18 protein-coding genes are annotated in these 13,165 nt (G+C 51.7%); 2 read left to right on the top strand and 16 right to left on the bottom strand.

Features of this window, described 5'->3' with window-relative positions:
• Window positions 1-9 precede the first annotated feature (9 nt).
• The 7 genes from FBF28_01270 to FBF28_01240 all read right to left on the bottom strand — a co-directional run bounded on the left by FBF28_01270 (window position 10) and on the right by FBF28_01240 (window position 4,636).
• Complete coding sequence (locus FBF28_01270; GenBank protein ID QJU08198.1) at window positions 10-402, bottom strand: type II toxin-antitoxin system death-on-curing family toxin; 393 nt, start codon at window positions 400-402, stop codon at window positions 10-12.
• Entirely contained in the window at window positions 399-626 is a 228-nt protein-coding gene (locus FBF28_01265) for an AbrB/MazE/SpoVT family DNA-binding domain-containing protein (GenBank protein ID QJU08197.1), read from the bottom strand. Before FBF28_01265 ends, FBF28_01270 begins: the two co-directional genes overlap by 4 nt.
• A 62-nt stretch (window positions 627-688) precedes the next feature.
• On the bottom strand, window positions 689-1,174 hold the full coding sequence (locus FBF28_01260; GenBank protein QJU08196.1) for an NUDIX hydrolase: 486 nt from the start codon (window positions 1,172-1,174) through the stop codon (window positions 689-691).
• A 363-nt stretch (window positions 1,175-1,537) separates the two neighbouring features.
• Complete coding sequence (locus tag FBF28_01255; protein ID QJU08195.1) at window positions 1,538-1,918, bottom strand: NYN domain-containing protein; 381 nt, start codon at window positions 1,916-1,918, stop codon at window positions 1,538-1,540.
• Between the two features lie 164 nt (window positions 1,919-2,082).
• Window positions 2,083-2,277, bottom strand: a complete 195-nt coding sequence (locus tag FBF28_01250) for an NUDIX domain-containing protein (GenBank protein QJU08194.1) — start codon at window positions 2,275-2,277, stop codon at window positions 2,083-2,085.
• A gap of 39 nt (window positions 2,278-2,316) precedes the next feature.
• A complete protein-coding gene (locus FBF28_01245; GenBank protein ID QJU08193.1) occupies window positions 2,317-2,934 on the bottom strand; it encodes a hypothetical protein in 618 nt (205 codons plus the stop codon).
• Between the two features lie 46 nt (window positions 2,935-2,980).
• Entirely contained in the window at window positions 2,981-4,636 is a 1,656-nt protein-coding gene (locus FBF28_01240) for a glycine--tRNA ligase (GenBank protein ID QJU08192.1), read from the bottom strand.
• A gap of 54 nt (window positions 4,637-4,690) precedes the next feature.
• On the opposite strand from FBF28_01240, the gene FBF28_01235 reads away from it, so the two are divergent.
• Window positions 4,691-5,704, top strand: a complete 1,014-nt coding sequence (locus tag FBF28_01235) for a hypothetical protein (GenBank protein QJU08191.1) — start codon at window positions 4,691-4,693, stop codon at window positions 5,702-5,704.
• Here FBF28_01235 and recO read toward each other — a convergent pair.
• From recO to FBF28_01195, 8 genes are all read right to left on the bottom strand, one after another.
• Window positions 5,682-6,359 carry a DNA repair protein RecO gene (gene recO / locus FBF28_01230; protein ID QJU08190.1) on the bottom strand — a complete coding sequence of 226 codons (678 nt, stop codon included), beginning with the start codon at window positions 6,357-6,359 and terminating at the stop codon, window positions 5,682-5,684. The two genes, FBF28_01235 and recO, sit on opposite strands and share 23 nt — an antisense overlap.
• Window positions 6,356-6,724: a response regulator gene (locus FBF28_01225; GenBank protein ID QJU08189.1), complete on the bottom strand. Its 369-nt coding sequence runs from the start codon at window positions 6,722-6,724 to the stop codon at window positions 6,356-6,358. The genes recO and FBF28_01225 overlap by 4 nt, the downstream gene beginning before the upstream one ends.
• A complete protein-coding gene (locus FBF28_01220) occupies window positions 6,721-7,434 on the bottom strand; it encodes a HAMP domain-containing histidine kinase (GenBank protein ID QJU08188.1) in 714 nt (237 codons plus the stop codon). The genes FBF28_01225 and FBF28_01220 overlap by 4 nt, the downstream gene beginning before the upstream one ends.
• Window positions 7,435-7,521: 87 nt before the next feature.
• On the bottom strand, window positions 7,522-8,190 hold the full coding sequence (locus FBF28_01215) for a hypothetical protein (protein ID QJU08187.1): 669 nt from the start codon (window positions 8,188-8,190) through the stop codon (window positions 7,522-7,524).
• A gap of 15 nt (window positions 8,191-8,205) precedes the next feature.
• Entirely contained in the window at window positions 8,206-8,694 is a 489-nt protein-coding gene (locus tag FBF28_01210; protein QJU08186.1) for a hypothetical protein, read from the bottom strand.
• Window positions 8,695-8,726: 32 nt separating this feature from the next.
• On the bottom strand, window positions 8,727-8,936 hold the full coding sequence (locus FBF28_01205) for a hypothetical protein (GenBank protein ID QJU08185.1): 210 nt from the start codon (window positions 8,934-8,936) through the stop codon (window positions 8,727-8,729).
• Window positions 8,923-10,020, bottom strand: coding sequence for an exodeoxyribonuclease VII large subunit (gene xseA, locus FBF28_01200; GenBank protein QJU08184.1), 1,098 nt, complete (start codon window positions 10,018-10,020; stop codon window positions 8,923-8,925). The genes FBF28_01205 and xseA overlap by 14 nt, the downstream gene beginning before the upstream one ends.
• The gene (locus tag FBF28_01195; GenBank protein QJU08183.1) at window positions 9,995-11,092 is read right to left on the bottom strand and encodes a flippase-like domain-containing protein; all 1,098 of its coding nucleotides are present in this window, start codon (window positions 11,090-11,092) and stop codon (window positions 9,995-9,997) included. Before FBF28_01195 ends, xseA begins: the two co-directional genes overlap by 26 nt.
• Here FBF28_01195 and FBF28_01190 point away from each other — a divergent pair.
• Window positions 11,025-12,443 (top strand): methyltransferase domain-containing protein, encoded by a 1,419-nt coding sequence (locus FBF28_01190; protein ID QJU08182.1) that lies wholly within the window; start codon window positions 11,025-11,027, stop codon window positions 12,441-12,443. The two genes, FBF28_01195 and FBF28_01190, sit on opposite strands and share 68 nt — an antisense overlap.
• Here the strand turns inward: FBF28_01190 and FBF28_01185 are convergent.
• Window positions 12,421-13,104, bottom strand: a complete 684-nt coding sequence (locus FBF28_01185; GenBank protein QJU08181.1) for a hypothetical protein — start codon at window positions 13,102-13,104, stop codon at window positions 12,421-12,423. The genes FBF28_01190 and FBF28_01185 overlap by 23 nt on opposite strands.
• Between the last annotated feature and the right edge of the window lie 61 nt (window positions 13,105-13,165).

Below are 13,165 nucleotides of genomic sequence, written 5' to 3'. Positions count from 1 at the left end.
ATACCATGTTTAGGATACGCGCATCTGCGAGTGGCGCTTCAGCCAATCAGCAATCGCATCAATATCGAGATGATCGGTCGCGACGCGGACGGCGAAATTTTCTAGTTCAGCAGCCGCCGCAGTCATTCTCCAGCCATTTCTCGCCAAAAAGATGCCAGTAATCGTCACCGCTGTGCGCTTATTGCCATCGGTAAAGACATGGTCTGCTATACAATTACGCAAATAGACCGCCGCCTTTTCGTGAACTGACACATATTGCTCCTCGCCAAAAACAATTGTTTGCGGCGCGGCCACTAGCGACTTTAGCCCCAGTTCATCGCGTACGCCATGCGAGCCGCCAAAATCCTCAATTATCCAAAAGTGCAGCTTTAGAATTTCGTCAATCTCCAGATAGCGAATCATCGGTCTGCCAAATTTTTCAGCGTTTCGCCGTATTGTTTTTTAAAATCATCGTATTCCTGGCGAAGCAACGGCTTATTTGCCTGTTTAATTGGCCTTATCTGCTCAACCGTTAATCGCACCTCGTCGCCATCGCGAATCCCCAGCGCCCGCAAATCCCGCGCTGGCAGCGTCACGCCGCGGCTGGAACCAATCTTGATAACTTTTTGAATCGTAGTGATTACCATGCAAACATTATAACAAAATTATAATTTTATTGCAATGTTAGCGAAACCAAATCAATATTTACCTACCGCACGATTTCGCTATGCAGCTCCTGCCATTTCTCATGCACTCTATATGCCCGTTCTGGTGCGTCAACCTCGCTCTTCTGAAGCAGTAATTCCTCCGGGTCAATAAACACCACCTCATCGCCCTCTTCACCTACTGCAAAATTAAAGTTATCTGGCCAGACGCGGCAATAAAAACAGATTTGATTTACATCAAGCCGCTCGATATACATCTGTTCTGATGCGTCAAACAGCTGATAGCGCAAATCACCTTTATAGCCAACTTCTTCGTACAACTCGCGTTTCAGCGATGATTCAAAATCTTCATCATAATCCATACCTCCGCCCGGTAAATCCCAGTACGTCCGATTAATTTCCTTAACGACCAATATTTGCCCAGCATCGTTATAAATTAGCGCTTTGAGCGAGATGCGGTAAAGGTAGTCGTGGCGAGTCACTCCAACTGAATCTCGCGCAACGAGATGTCCGTTTGCAAGTTTTGTCATAGGGATAATTATAACACTTTTAGTCTAAACCCAGCGTAAGTACCGTCTTGCTTATACGCTTCCTCACCAAGGAACGCCGGAATAGCCCGCAGCTCCTCGTTATAAACAAAATTTCAAGACCAGTTACGCTCTTTTCTTCCTCGGACAAGATCTTCCCCGTCATCTTATAAAAAGTTCGCTTCTGTCCATATTTTCCAACAGTTTAGACCGTTTAGCGAGCATATACGCCAGTTTAGGCCTAATAACAATCTGCCAACGATATACGAGCTATTTATTGCATATTATTATATACATCAAACGCATCAATAATTTCTTGGTTGCGAATTACTTCGCTAGTATCAGCTCTTGCTATAATAGCTCTTGTCATCTTATCACTAAAGCCATTACCAGTATAACCTCATCAACCCGTCCGCTTAATGAATCAACAACAATATCCACCGCAATACCAACATCAACACCCTTTTCTTGCATACGCAGATCTCTGTGCTGACAGTTATGACACACATCACTGTCGCGCACTTTTAATTTACCGACTTCATTAAAGGTAATTTCTTGATTTTTCAAGGTGTTTCTTAATCGTCGCGCCACATCCGAAAAACGCGTTGTTTTCTCTAGAATTGAATCATCAAGATCCCTACGAACTTGCACTCTGGCACCATAAAACACAATTTCCACACCGACGCCAACGATATTTTCGACAAGCGACCTAATATCTATCTTCGTTAGTTCGTCCTTTGAGGATATTTGCCATGCTCAATCAAAACCTCGGCAGCCTTATACAAAAAATTTTGGCCATCAACATATACCCTCTTCATACATCTTATTATACCAAAAACCTCGACGGGGACGAACCCAAGTCGAGGTGCTGTATGTATTATATTAGCAGAGATATGCGTATAAATCAATATTTACGACGCGTCAAACAGTTGATGGCGCAAATCGCCCTTGTAGCCGACTTCTTCAAGCAGCTCGCGCTTCAAAGACGACTCAATCGTCTCTCCAAAATCCATGCCACCGCCCGCCAAATCCCAGTTTGGGAAGGTTTCGCCTGTTCCTTGTTTGAAATGTAGATTTACAGTATATTTTGTCTTTCCAATATCCATTATTAACTGCCCATTGGGTGTTAACAAGTTGGAAATTACCTACTCGTGATACTCTTTTATTCTGTGTTCATGTTCAGTCAAAAGATTCTTTGAATAGATTTTTTCCTTTTTTGAATTTCTAACTTCTTTCCAGAGAATAGCAGCTACTTTTAATTTGTTCGAATAGTTGCGACTATTTTCGTCTGCACAGAAATCCTTTAAAAATTGATTCCATTGACAGACCGAATTATCATACTTGGCATAATCTGATTCTCCATAATAAACTTCTAACATATCTTGAATTGTAAAACTCAAATCATTTTCTCTCTTCACTTTTCTCCAAGCAGTAGCCATATCAGCAGTAAATTTAAAAGGTGTAATACCTGTTACGGCGGAGAAATATTCTCTAAATTTTGCATTAAAAGAAAAACCACATTCAAGTAATGGCACATCTAAAGTAATAGTTTCAACTTGCTTCTTTTCATTTTTTATTGATGACTTTTTAATCAAATTACCCTTAAAGTATTGCTCAATAATGTGATTGAGTTCTTGTTTTGTACCTCTATATTCTAATCCTAATGACTTACATATCTGTGAAATTTCTTCACGATACCAATAGTATTTATTAAACTCATCAAACGATGTGATTTTATTAAACTCAGGTCTACTTTTTGTCAATATTTTATCTCCTCTCGAAACCAATTTGCTTTTTCATGTCTAGTATCTATAGCTCCTCAACATTCACCCGCCGCTGCTCCGTCGTATCCCGCTCACGCACGGTGACGTTGCCGTCCTCCAGCGTCTGGAAGTCGATGACCACGCAGTACGGCGTACCGATTTCGTCTTGGCGGCGGTAGCGTTTGCCGATGTTGCCGTTGTCATCCCACATCACCCGGCCGGGGTTGGCTTTGGCAAGTGCGGCGTAGACGTCGCGGGCTTTTTCCACCAATTCTGGCTTGTTTTTCAGCAGCGGCGAAACGGCAAATTTGACTGGTGCTAAGTGCTCTGGCAGCGCCAAATACACCCGCTTTTCACCATTTTGCTCATCCTCGCGGTACGCACCCGACAATACCGCCATCAGCGCTCGCTCCACACCAAACGACGGCTCAATGACGTGCGGAACAAATTTTGTGTTCGTTCCCTTGACGGTGTATTCCATGCTCTTGCCGCTGGCGCGCTGGATGTTCATCAGGTCAAAATCAGTCCGATACGCGATGCCCATCAGCTCCTCGCGGCCGATTGGATAATCGTACTCAATGTCGATCGTCTTTTCGCTGTAGTGCGCCCGATCCTCCGCCGGCACGTCCAGCTCGTGAATGTGCTCTGGTTTCAGACCCAGTTCTGCCAAAAACGCATGCGTGCTAGCCAGCAATTCATCAAACGCCTCTTGCCAGTGCTCAGGATCAACGAAATATTCAATCTCCATCTGCTCAAATTCCCGAGAACGGAAAATGAAATCGCGCGGCGCAATTTCATTACGAAACGCCTTACCCTGCTGAGCAATGCCAAACGGCAAATTGGGGTAAAAACTATCGACGACGTTTTTGAAATTAGTGAAGATGCCCTGGGCTGTTTCGGGGCGGAGATAGGAAATCGACTGTGGATCGTAGGTAATCGCTTTCATACCATTGAGGCTACGCTTACCATCGACGCCCCCCGTCAACTCATCAATCGCCAGCTCATTTTGCCCGCTAGCACCGACAAATGTCTTGAACATCATGTTAAACTGCCGTGGTTCGCTGAAATCACCTCGCGTACCACAGTTAGGACATTTAATCACTCTTAGCACATGTGACCATTCTTTCAGCCCAAAATCACTGGCCTCCTCGAGGTCAATCTCACTCAGGCCAAGTTCCATGTCCAGTATTTTTTTGAACAACTCGGGCTCTTTTTCCTTGATCTCGTCATAAAAATTCGGTGCCGTGGCATGCTCACGATACCATTGGATCTTCTCGGTGAGGGCCTCGTACTCGTCCAGTTTTTCCTTCTGATCTTTGAGCAAGTGATCCTCACGAAAACGCGCCTTGCAGTGGTTACACTCCACCAATGGGTCAGAGAACGTATCGACATGCCCGCTCGCCTGCCAGACTTTTTGATTCATCAAAATTGCCGCATCCACACCGTACATGTCGTCACGCTCGTCAACAAACCTGCGCCACCACAAATTCATGATATTACGCTTCAGCTGCACACCCAGCGGACCGTAATCCCACGTACCGCTCAGGCCACCATAAACATCCGACCCCTGATAAATAAAGCCGCGGCGCTTACACAGGCTGATAATATCTTCCATTCTTGTAGTACTCACAGTCTTCCCTTTCTCCGCGTTGGCAACGCGACGATTGTCATCATTATTGCTCCAGTATAGCACATTTGACATATCTTTAATTATCGTGGTACGCTCAAGAAATAAGAGCCGAGGGAAGCACGTGATATGGGTGAAAAATACGCACAACGACATAATATTACTGGTGATATTCTAGCCGATAGTCCTGACTTAACCCCTCCCCAAGCATCTATAGGTAATCTGGTCCGACGACTGGAGACGATTGTCGGTAACCCAGAACTCACCCCCGAACAAAAGCTGACTGAGTTTTGGCAGAATTTCAATACTCTCACTGACTACCCACCGGATCTAGATAATCGTATTTACTGGCTAATGGACATCCAAAAGCTACTAATTGGCGCTAGTTTTCTTGAAAAACTCCCTGAGACTAGTGCCGATAAGAGTATCATTGGAGACGCCACGCCAGAAACACTACGAGAGCGCGCTGCTGTCGCTTTCGAGCAGTATTGCACATCCTTTGATAGCATCGCTCCCAGCAATACTCCTAGTTTGCCTTCCTCCCGGTTATTTGAGAGCGTGTGGCGTGCAACAAAGAGCCAGCAGCCCAGCCCTACCGCACCTGAAATATGTATTGCACCAGCATTACGAGAGATAGTTAATGAAAAGGAAGCCAGCTCCTTGGCCAGACTATGGCTCCAAAAATCATCACACCTTTCAGATGTTCAGGCGGTTTTCGATTATGCCCATCAACAAATCGACAAAGAACAAAAAGTGGCGCTGCTGTCAGTCGTCGGCGAGCGTGTTGCCAAGATGTTAGTTGACGCTAAAACAACCCTTTTCACCGGCTTTCTCAGATTGCGAGCCGCCCAGATTGCGCACGACCTAGCCGAGCTTGGTCATTATAGCGAGGAGGAAAGCATCAACCGGCGAGCGGACGCCATCATAAAGCTATCAGAACTTGCTACTAGTCTCGAAAACAACACGCAGTATAGCGTCATGGAACCCGGTGTAGCGAAAAACCTGTACGAAAAAGCGGAGTATTTTTATTCACTGTACAGTAATGAACAAGAAGAGCTAACCAGCGGCGCACCGCCTACCAGACTAGCAGACCGCCTAGGTACGGTTGCCGTCGAACACACTACACCGCCGCATGCTGCCTAGTCACCAGCCAACAACTAGCGATGACCGGGCCGAGGCCGCCGATGTGGGTGAGATTTTCTAGCGGCTTGGCTTGGATGAGGCGCAGCAGCTTGATATGATCGGCCATTAGGTCGCCCTGCTCGCTTGGCCTTAGGGCTTTTTCGCTTGGATCGTACATGTATGATTTATCGCTCGTCAGCATCCGCCCGGCCACGTCAGTGCGTAGATTCAGCTCATCGCCCAGCAGCCCGGCGTACTGCATATAAAACCACGTCTCGATCAGCAGCCGATCAACCGCCGGCCGATCAAGCCACGCCAGCACCTGACTGAGCACCGCGAACCACTCCGGCCCATCAACGGTCTCGGTCGCCTGCGCCACCAGCTTGAGCGCTTGGTAAGCGAACTGCATCCGCTCATAATCCTCGAGGATGTGCCGATAAAACGCGCTGAGCCTGGCACTGGTCAGCAGCCCCAGCTCACCACGGCCCGAACGAATCACCACGTCACACAGCGCCAGGAGCTCAATGCCGCCAGCCAGCTTGCTCCGCTCGCGGCGCACCCCCTTGGCAATCACCGCCCGCCGCCCCTGAGGCGTTAGCAGCTGCAGTACTCGATCAGCCTCCGCGTAATCCGTCCGCCGTAGCACAATCGCCTTGAGTCGCTCACCGTCTTTCATGCAGCCTCCTCGCCTAGCACGCTGAGGGCGGCCCGTACATCATCGGGCGTCATTCGCGCCTTATCGAGTACCGCCCGCACGCCAAATGGCCGCAGCTGATCCAGATCAAGCGTCACATTACTACACACCACCACCGGCAGCTGCGCCAGATCCTCATGACTTTGCAGCTCATTCAGTAGCGCCATCCCCGTCTCACCCGCCAGCAACATATCAAGCACCAAACCATCCGGCCGCCACTCATCAATCATCGCTATCGCCTGTCCAGCCGCCACCACTGTCCGGGCCGTATACCCCACCTCCAGCGCATACCGCTCCAGCACTGCCGCCCACTGCGGATCATCATCGATGATCAGAAGTTTTTTCATAATAAGCTCATCTGCTCGCTGAGCGGCACATCAACATAAAACGTCAGTCCGTCCCGGTGGCGTATCAGCCCGATCTGCCCACCCATCGCCCGCGCGAACGTCGCAGCGATATATACTCCGAGGCCGCTACTATCCGGCCGAGTTCTGACTGATTTACGCGTAGTCATCTCATCCACCAGCCGCCGATACTCAGCCAGGCTCATCATCGGCCCAAAATCCCGCACACCCAGCCGCACCATCGTCCCTGCCTGGCGAACAGTCACGTGAATTGCTGCCCCAGCCTCGCTGTAGCGCATCGCATTATCGAGAAAATTCATCATAATCCGCCCGAGCAGCAATGGATTGGCCACCACCAGCCGCTTCTTGCCCGCCCGCGGCCACGTCACCCGCCGGTCATACAGCCGCAGCATGTCGCGCGACTGATGTGCCAATTGGGTCAGTAGTGCCAGCGGATTAACCGGCTCCAGCGGAAATAGCGTTGGCTGCACATTCACGGTACGCGCCAAATCCTGCACTAAGGCCAGCGAGCGCTCCGCCGTCAGCGTCACTCGCCGCTGCATCAGTTGCGCCTCGGCTGGACTGAGCCCACCGTCCTCGATCAATAAACTCATCTGCCGAATCAACGCCAGCGGCGCCTTCAGCTCATGCGCTGCCACCGCTATGCTCGGCATTGCAGCAAACTCCTTATCACTCCACTGTGGCTGCGCCATACACCTCTAGTATAGCAAACCGAGGCGCCAAAAAGAACCGCTCCTGCTTGGCATTATTTCACGGATACTGGCCGCAGCCGAGAGAGATTACTGGACAAATTTCACTGTCTTGAGAATAGCCTCAAAATCTGGCTTGAACGTATCAGCATCGGTCGAAAAACGCAGCGTCTTGTCACGCACCTTCATCAGCACCACCGAGCCGCGCAGATCCTTACTAAATGCACCGTCAATGCGCGTGGCGGTGTTACCGTTGTATTCGACGCTACTCGAGGTCAAATCGCCTTTTTTCAGCAAGCTGGCGTACTGATCTAGTGTCTTATTAAAGTCACTGTTAAGGATCTCGAGGCGCAGCGCAAACTTGTTTTGGTTGCTACTATGCGTATTTGTCGGTGGCACGATAGCCGGGTGGAGATACGCTTTATAATCACCGCGATCGCTGCCGTCAGCCGCTACGTAAACACTCCAGGTCTTTGGGTACATAAACGACACGCGGCCGTACTGCTCGGGACCGACGAATTCAATGCGTGGGTTTTTGGCTTCTTCATTAAATTTCTCGCGGTCAGCCTTTGATTGCTCTTCGCGCGCCTTGGCCGAAGCTACCGCCATCCGACTCTCGACCGCAGTCTTTTCCTGTGAATATGCCAGGTACGCCCAAATCGCCGCACTACCAGCCGCCACGAACAGCACAATCGCACTAATCGCCACAATCATCCAGCTATTAACATATCCCTGTTCCATCTCTGTTTTTCTACTCATATACATCAGTATAGCTTATGCTTCGGGCGATGTAAAGCCTCCCGGCAGCCGATAGAGAAAATAGCCGTGGTATTCTTTTGTCGGCTGCGTACCGGGGACAGAAAATCCGTAGCTCACGAAAGTCAACGGCTCGGTCTGGGCGGCAGTTTGGCGCCTGGCCAGCTGAAACATTTTTGCAATATCGCGACTATCGCCAAAGGCATACATCACTGTCACCTTGTCGAGCACCGGCTGCCGCCAGATGTTCGCCCAGTGCACTCGGGCGCTCGGTAGTTTGCGCAGCCGCCAGCGCGATATTAGCACCAGGAACGGATTAATCTCATAGCCAATCGCCCGCGCGCCCTGCCGGGCTGCTGCCATCAGCACCACACCGTCGCCCGACCCGATATCAAGCACCACGTCGCCTTTACCGAGCGGCAGCGCCTCAGCAAACAGCCGCTGCACTTCGCGCGACCGTGACGGCACATACGGCGCACCGATCAGTGCTGGCAGTGCAAAGATCATCAGAATCGCTCCGCCAAGCCACACGAGCCATATCACGCGCTAAAATCCTCGCTGAGCACTGTAATTTCGTGCTGCATGCCGTCCAGCGCCGCCGTAATGTCTTTCGCCAGCTGCCGCGCCTCAATAAACCGCTGCTTGGCCTCGTCTAGATTAAAATCATCGCTCTGAAACCACGCGATGCGCTCGTTCAGCTCCGCCATCATCTGCTCAATCGTTTTTTCGTTTGTTTTATCGCTGCTCACTACTCTCAATCCTCGCTTTCATGATCTTATCTTTTGTTGTAATCTTCACAATACTACCAATTTGACGATCGCCGCTGATCATCGCGTAACCGCGCCGCAGCGCCATCTCTGGGTCGTACTCAGCAATCATTCGTTGTTGCGACAATACCATATTTTTAGCAATGTCAACGCGGTGCGACCACTGTTCGAGCGCTGCTTGTTGCAACATTGTTACGTGAAGGCGTTGCTCCGTAATCTGCCGCTGAATTACCTCCGCCACGCTGCCCAGCCGCAACGCTAACTGCCGCCTCACCTCGTATTTATCCGGAAATAGCAGCTGCGCGGCATTACTCGGCGTGGCCGCCCGTCGATCAGCCGCCAGATCGCACAAACTTTCGTCAACCTCGTGCCCGATACCAGTCAGCACTGGCACGCGGCTGCCAGCCACCGCTCGCACCAAGTGTTCGTCATTAAAGCTCGCGAGGTCCTCCGCGCTACCGCCGCCGCGAATCAGCACAATCACCTCCGGCGGCTCCGCCAGCTGATTACAATGGGCAATCGCCCGCACCGCCTGATCGGCCGCGCCGTCGCCCTGAACCTTAACATGAGCGACGATAAACTGCACCCCGCCCCAGCGCTCACCGGCAATTTTCATAAAATCCGCGTAGCCCGCCGCCTGGGTACTAGAAATGACCGCCACGCGAACAGGATATGGCGGCAAGGGACGCTTCCGTTCCGTATCAAACAGCCCTTCGCCCGCCAGTTTCGCCTTGAGCAACTCGGCGCTGCGCTTGAGGTGACCCGCACCCAGCGGCTTGACCTCCTGTACCGTTAGGCTAAACTTACCCTTGGCGGTTAGCTTGGCTGAGGCCTGCACCATCACGCGCATCCCTTCCTCGATCGGCGTCCTGAGTTGCCAGGACATCATGAAACAATTGACCGCGCTCTCATTGTCCTTGAGGGTAAAAAAGACAAACTTTTGCTGACGCACCGCGAACTCAGCAACCTCGCCTTCAACCTCGACGACCGGGACAGCCGTCTCCAGCACTTGATTGACAACCGCTACAAAGCCGCTGACACTAAACCGCGGCGCTATCGTCGTCATCTGGCTGCCCGTACTTGATCAACGCGTGCTGATAAAATATATACCCAAAGATAATCGTCCCTGCAAGCAAGATCACACGCGTCAGCACAATTCCAGCGATCGCCACGTCCGGCGCTACACCGGTCATGCTGAGAAAAACGATCATAATCGCTTCGTACACACCCGCACCACCCGGCGTAAAGGCCACCAGGCTCGCCAGTCCCGCCACGCCGTAGCCGATGATCAGCACCGCTGGATTAACCGATACGCCTAGCGCCCAAAAGGCTACGATGAACATCAGCACATCGAAAATGGCATAAATCGCACCCCAGACCAGCGGCTTGATGAGTAGGCCTCGATGCTCCGACAGTTCCACGAAATCATCATGCATCTCGGCAAAAAACGCCTCAATTTTCGTCGAAACCAGCAGCCGCTTGATCTTGCCCAGTGTCGCCCAGCGCACTACCGCGTTGATTAGCCGCGACACCCGCACCGCCGTGTTGTGCATCCGCTTTCGCGACGAGAACATAAAAATCAGCCCAAATGTTAGCGCCAGCACCACTAGCACGAGGAAGAAACTTGACGTTACGATGTAGCGATTGACCTGCCCGTCAATTGACAAGATTAATACCGCTAGGATCAGCAGCACCATCAGCGACAAAAAGCCCGTCACGTAACGTATCACCTGAGCAAACGTCGAGCGCGCTGAGCTGACACCGAGCTTGTGCATTCGCCACGTCGTGTAGGAAATACCGCTGACGCCGCCTGACGGGAAAATGTGATTAACCAGATTCAGTTCCAGCGCAATTCGCGTCTGCTCAAACCGCGAGATATGCCCGATCAGTTTTTTGTCGCGAAGATAGGCAAAAATCATCTCGCCGCCCGCGAAATAGACGATAATTTGAAACGGTAGCAGCAACATCAATAGCCAGATATTCGCCCGGCCGAGCAGCTCCCACGCTCGTACCAATTCCGCCCGCGACAGAAAAATAATCAGCACCAGCACTGCCAACGTCACGAGGCTCATGATCGTCCGTGGTGACTTACATGCTTCCAAAAGTTGCCGTATCCCTTTCGACACCATATCGCCCATTATATCACGCAGTTTTTGCTATAATCAAACCATGTACATCACCCTGCTTGGCCGCCAGCCAGAGATCTCGCTCGCCGAACTTGCGGCGGTGTTTGGCGCAGACTGTGTCAATCGCATCAGCCAGCAGTTTGCCGAAGTTCAAACATCTCAATTTGATATTACCACCTTGGGCGGCACCATTAAATACGCCGAAGTGATCACCGAGCTACCAGCCAGCCGCACCGATAAAACCTCGCTCCTCGCCGCTTCGCGCTTCATCACCCAGCATTATCAAGCCAAGTGGGCGCACTCGCCGCATAAAATCACCCTCGGTCTCAGCGCTTATAACCTAGCCGTTGCCGCCCGTGATATCCAAAAAACCGGCCTCATCCTCAAATCATCCCTCAAAAAATCTGGCACCAGCCTCCGCCTCATCCCCAACGATCAGCCCGCCCTCTCCACTGCCACCGCACACAATAATAAGCTCGGTGGTTCGCCGTATAAAGTCGAGCTACTTCTCGTCAAAACGACCGGCGGCCGCCTGATCATTGCCGAGAGCCGCGGCGTCCAAAACATCACCGCCTACACCCGCCGCGACCGCCATCGCCCTAGGCGCGACGCCTTCGTTGGCATGCTGCCGCCCAAACTGGCGCAGATTATGCTAAATTTGGCGCTGGGTGCTGGATCGCTGACCCGTCAAAGACCACACGACAATTCTGTGACAAGCTCGGATTCCAGCCTCTCCGATAAGTCGATGGTTCTGCGGACGGCGTTGCCGGATGCATTCGACTTGGAGGAGACGGCTGGAAGCCAAGCTGCCGTGACAATCCTCGACCCCTTCTGCGGCACTGGCACCGTCCTGCAAGAAGCCCTGCTTGCTGGCTACGACGTCGTCGGCACCGACCTCAGCCAAAAAATGGTTGATTACACCACTGAGAACCTGTCGTGGCTACAATCAACGTTCACCGCACCCGGCAACGTCATTGACATTCATCAAGCCGACGCCACCACGCACCACTGGCCAAACAGCACGCACCTCACTGCCGTTGTCTGCGAAACTTACCTCGGACAGCCCTTTTCCGCACCGCCCGCGCCTCAAAAACTAGCAGAAGTTGCCGGCAACTGTAATCACATTATCACCGGCTTCCTCACTAATATCCGTCCGCAGCTAGCTCCAAACACGCCGCTATGCATCGCCGTGCCAGCGTGGTACGACGCATCCGGCCGGGCCACTCATCTGCCGCTAATAAAAAACCTCCAAAAACTTGGCTATCACCAACTCAACCACATCCCGCTCATCTATCGCCGCCCCGACCAGGTCGTCGCCCGCGAGCTACTGATCCTGCGGACTAGCCGAGCACCGGACGGTTAAGCCGTAACGCCGGATCATAGTCTGCGAGCTGTCCCAAACGACCCACCAATTTCTTTTCCAAAAGATCAAGCTGTGCTTGACGCGCCTCTGCTGCTTGCTCGGCCGCAGAAGGAGTGATCGCCTCCTGATGATACTGCTGACACATCGCCAGTAGATCCCTAGCACCCAGACCGATCCGCCGTTGATTCAACGCCACAAGCAAAAATGCCAATGTCGGCCGCGCCTGGTTCGCCATTTCCGTCGTCATCTGTTGATCTTTACTGGCAAACATCTCTCGCCCAATCTGGCTCAATAGTCCATCCACCATATTCGCTCCAGCTGACGCATGCGACCCCTCACCCGTAGCATAGTGCGCCAGCGGCTCGGAAAGCGCCACCTCAATCTTTACCATTGCACCACTCTCACGCTGCATCATCGCTGCGATCGTCTCTTCTGAGGTTGTCTGGCCATTGACGCCGCGCTCAGCAACCTCTGCCGCCGCCGTCTGTACCGCGTGCAATGCTTGGAGTGCCTCTCCGTCACGAGGCTTCTCTTGAGATTCGTACGCAGCACCACCGAATACCACTGCGCCAACAGTACCCAAGACACCCAGTAGTAGCGTTCTTCTATTTACCAACTCGCCCAACCCAGGTTTTCTTTCCGTCATATTCTGCTCGTTCATAGCCCCTAGTTATATAACACCCGCCTAATCAAGTAAAGCCCCTTGACTTTTTATCAGCCGT

The sequence above is a fragment of the Candidatus Saccharibacteria bacterium oral taxon 488 genome, from assembly GCA_013099195.1.
Classification (GTDB): domain Bacteria; phylum Patescibacteriota; class Saccharimonadia; order Saccharimonadales; family Saccharimonadaceae; genus Nanosynbacter.
The sequence above is the reverse complement of the archived record's forward strand: the minus strand, read 5'-3'. Positions and strand labels throughout refer to the sequence as shown.

Bases quoted from the DNA above. Each gene is read 5' to 3' on its own strand.
- FBF28_01270 (QJU08198.1), bottom strand. From the start codon at position 402: ATGATTCGCTATCTGGAGATTGACGAAATTCTAAAGCTGCACTTTTGG.
- FBF28_01265 (QJU08197.1), bottom strand. From the start codon at position 626: ATGGTAATCACTACGATTCAAAAAGTTATCAAGATTGGTTCCAGCCGC.
- FBF28_01260 (QJU08196.1), bottom strand. From the start codon at position 1,174: ATGACAAAACTTGCAAACGGACATCTCGTTGCGCGAGATTCAGTTGGA.
- FBF28_01250 (QJU08194.1), bottom strand. From the start codon at position 2,277: ATGGATATTGGAAAGACAAAATATACTGTAAATCTACATTTCAAACAA.
- FBF28_01240 (QJU08192.1), bottom strand. From the start codon at position 4,636: ATGTCAAATGTGCTATACTGGAGCAATAATGATGACAATCGTCGCGTT.
- FBF28_01235 (QJU08191.1), top strand. From the start codon at position 4,691: ATGGGTGAAAAATACGCACAACGACATAATATTACTGGTGATATTCTA.
- recO (QJU08190.1), bottom strand. From the start codon at position 6,359: ATGAAAGACGGTGAGCGACTCAAGGCGATTGTGCTACGGCGGACGGAT.
- FBF28_01225 (QJU08189.1), bottom strand. From the start codon at position 6,724: ATGAAAAAACTTCTGATCATCGATGATGATCCGCAGTGGGCGGCAGTG.
- FBF28_01220 (QJU08188.1), bottom strand. From the start codon at position 7,434: ATGGCGCAGCCACAGTGGAGTGATAAGGAGTTTGCTGCAATGCCGAGC.
- FBF28_01215 (QJU08187.1), bottom strand. From the start codon at position 8,190: ATGAGTAGAAAAACAGAGATGGAACAGGGATATGTTAATAGCTGGATG.
- FBF28_01210 (QJU08186.1), bottom strand. From the start codon at position 8,694: ATGATCTTTGCACTGCCAGCACTGATCGGTGCGCCGTATGTGCCGTCA.
- xseA (QJU08184.1), bottom strand. From the start codon at position 10,020: ATGACGACGATAGCGCCGCGGTTTAGTGTCAGCGGCTTTGTAGCGGTT.
- FBF28_01190 (QJU08182.1), top strand. From the start codon at position 11,025: ATGATCGTCCGTGGTGACTTACATGCTTCCAAAAGTTGCCGTATCCCT.
- FBF28_01195 (QJU08183.1), bottom strand. From the start codon at position 11,092: ATGGGCGATATGGTGTCGAAAGGGATACGGCAACTTTTGGAAGCATGT.
- FBF28_01185 (QJU08181.1), bottom strand. From the start codon at position 13,104: ATGAACGAGCAGAATATGACGGAAAGAAAACCTGGGTTGGGCGAGTTG.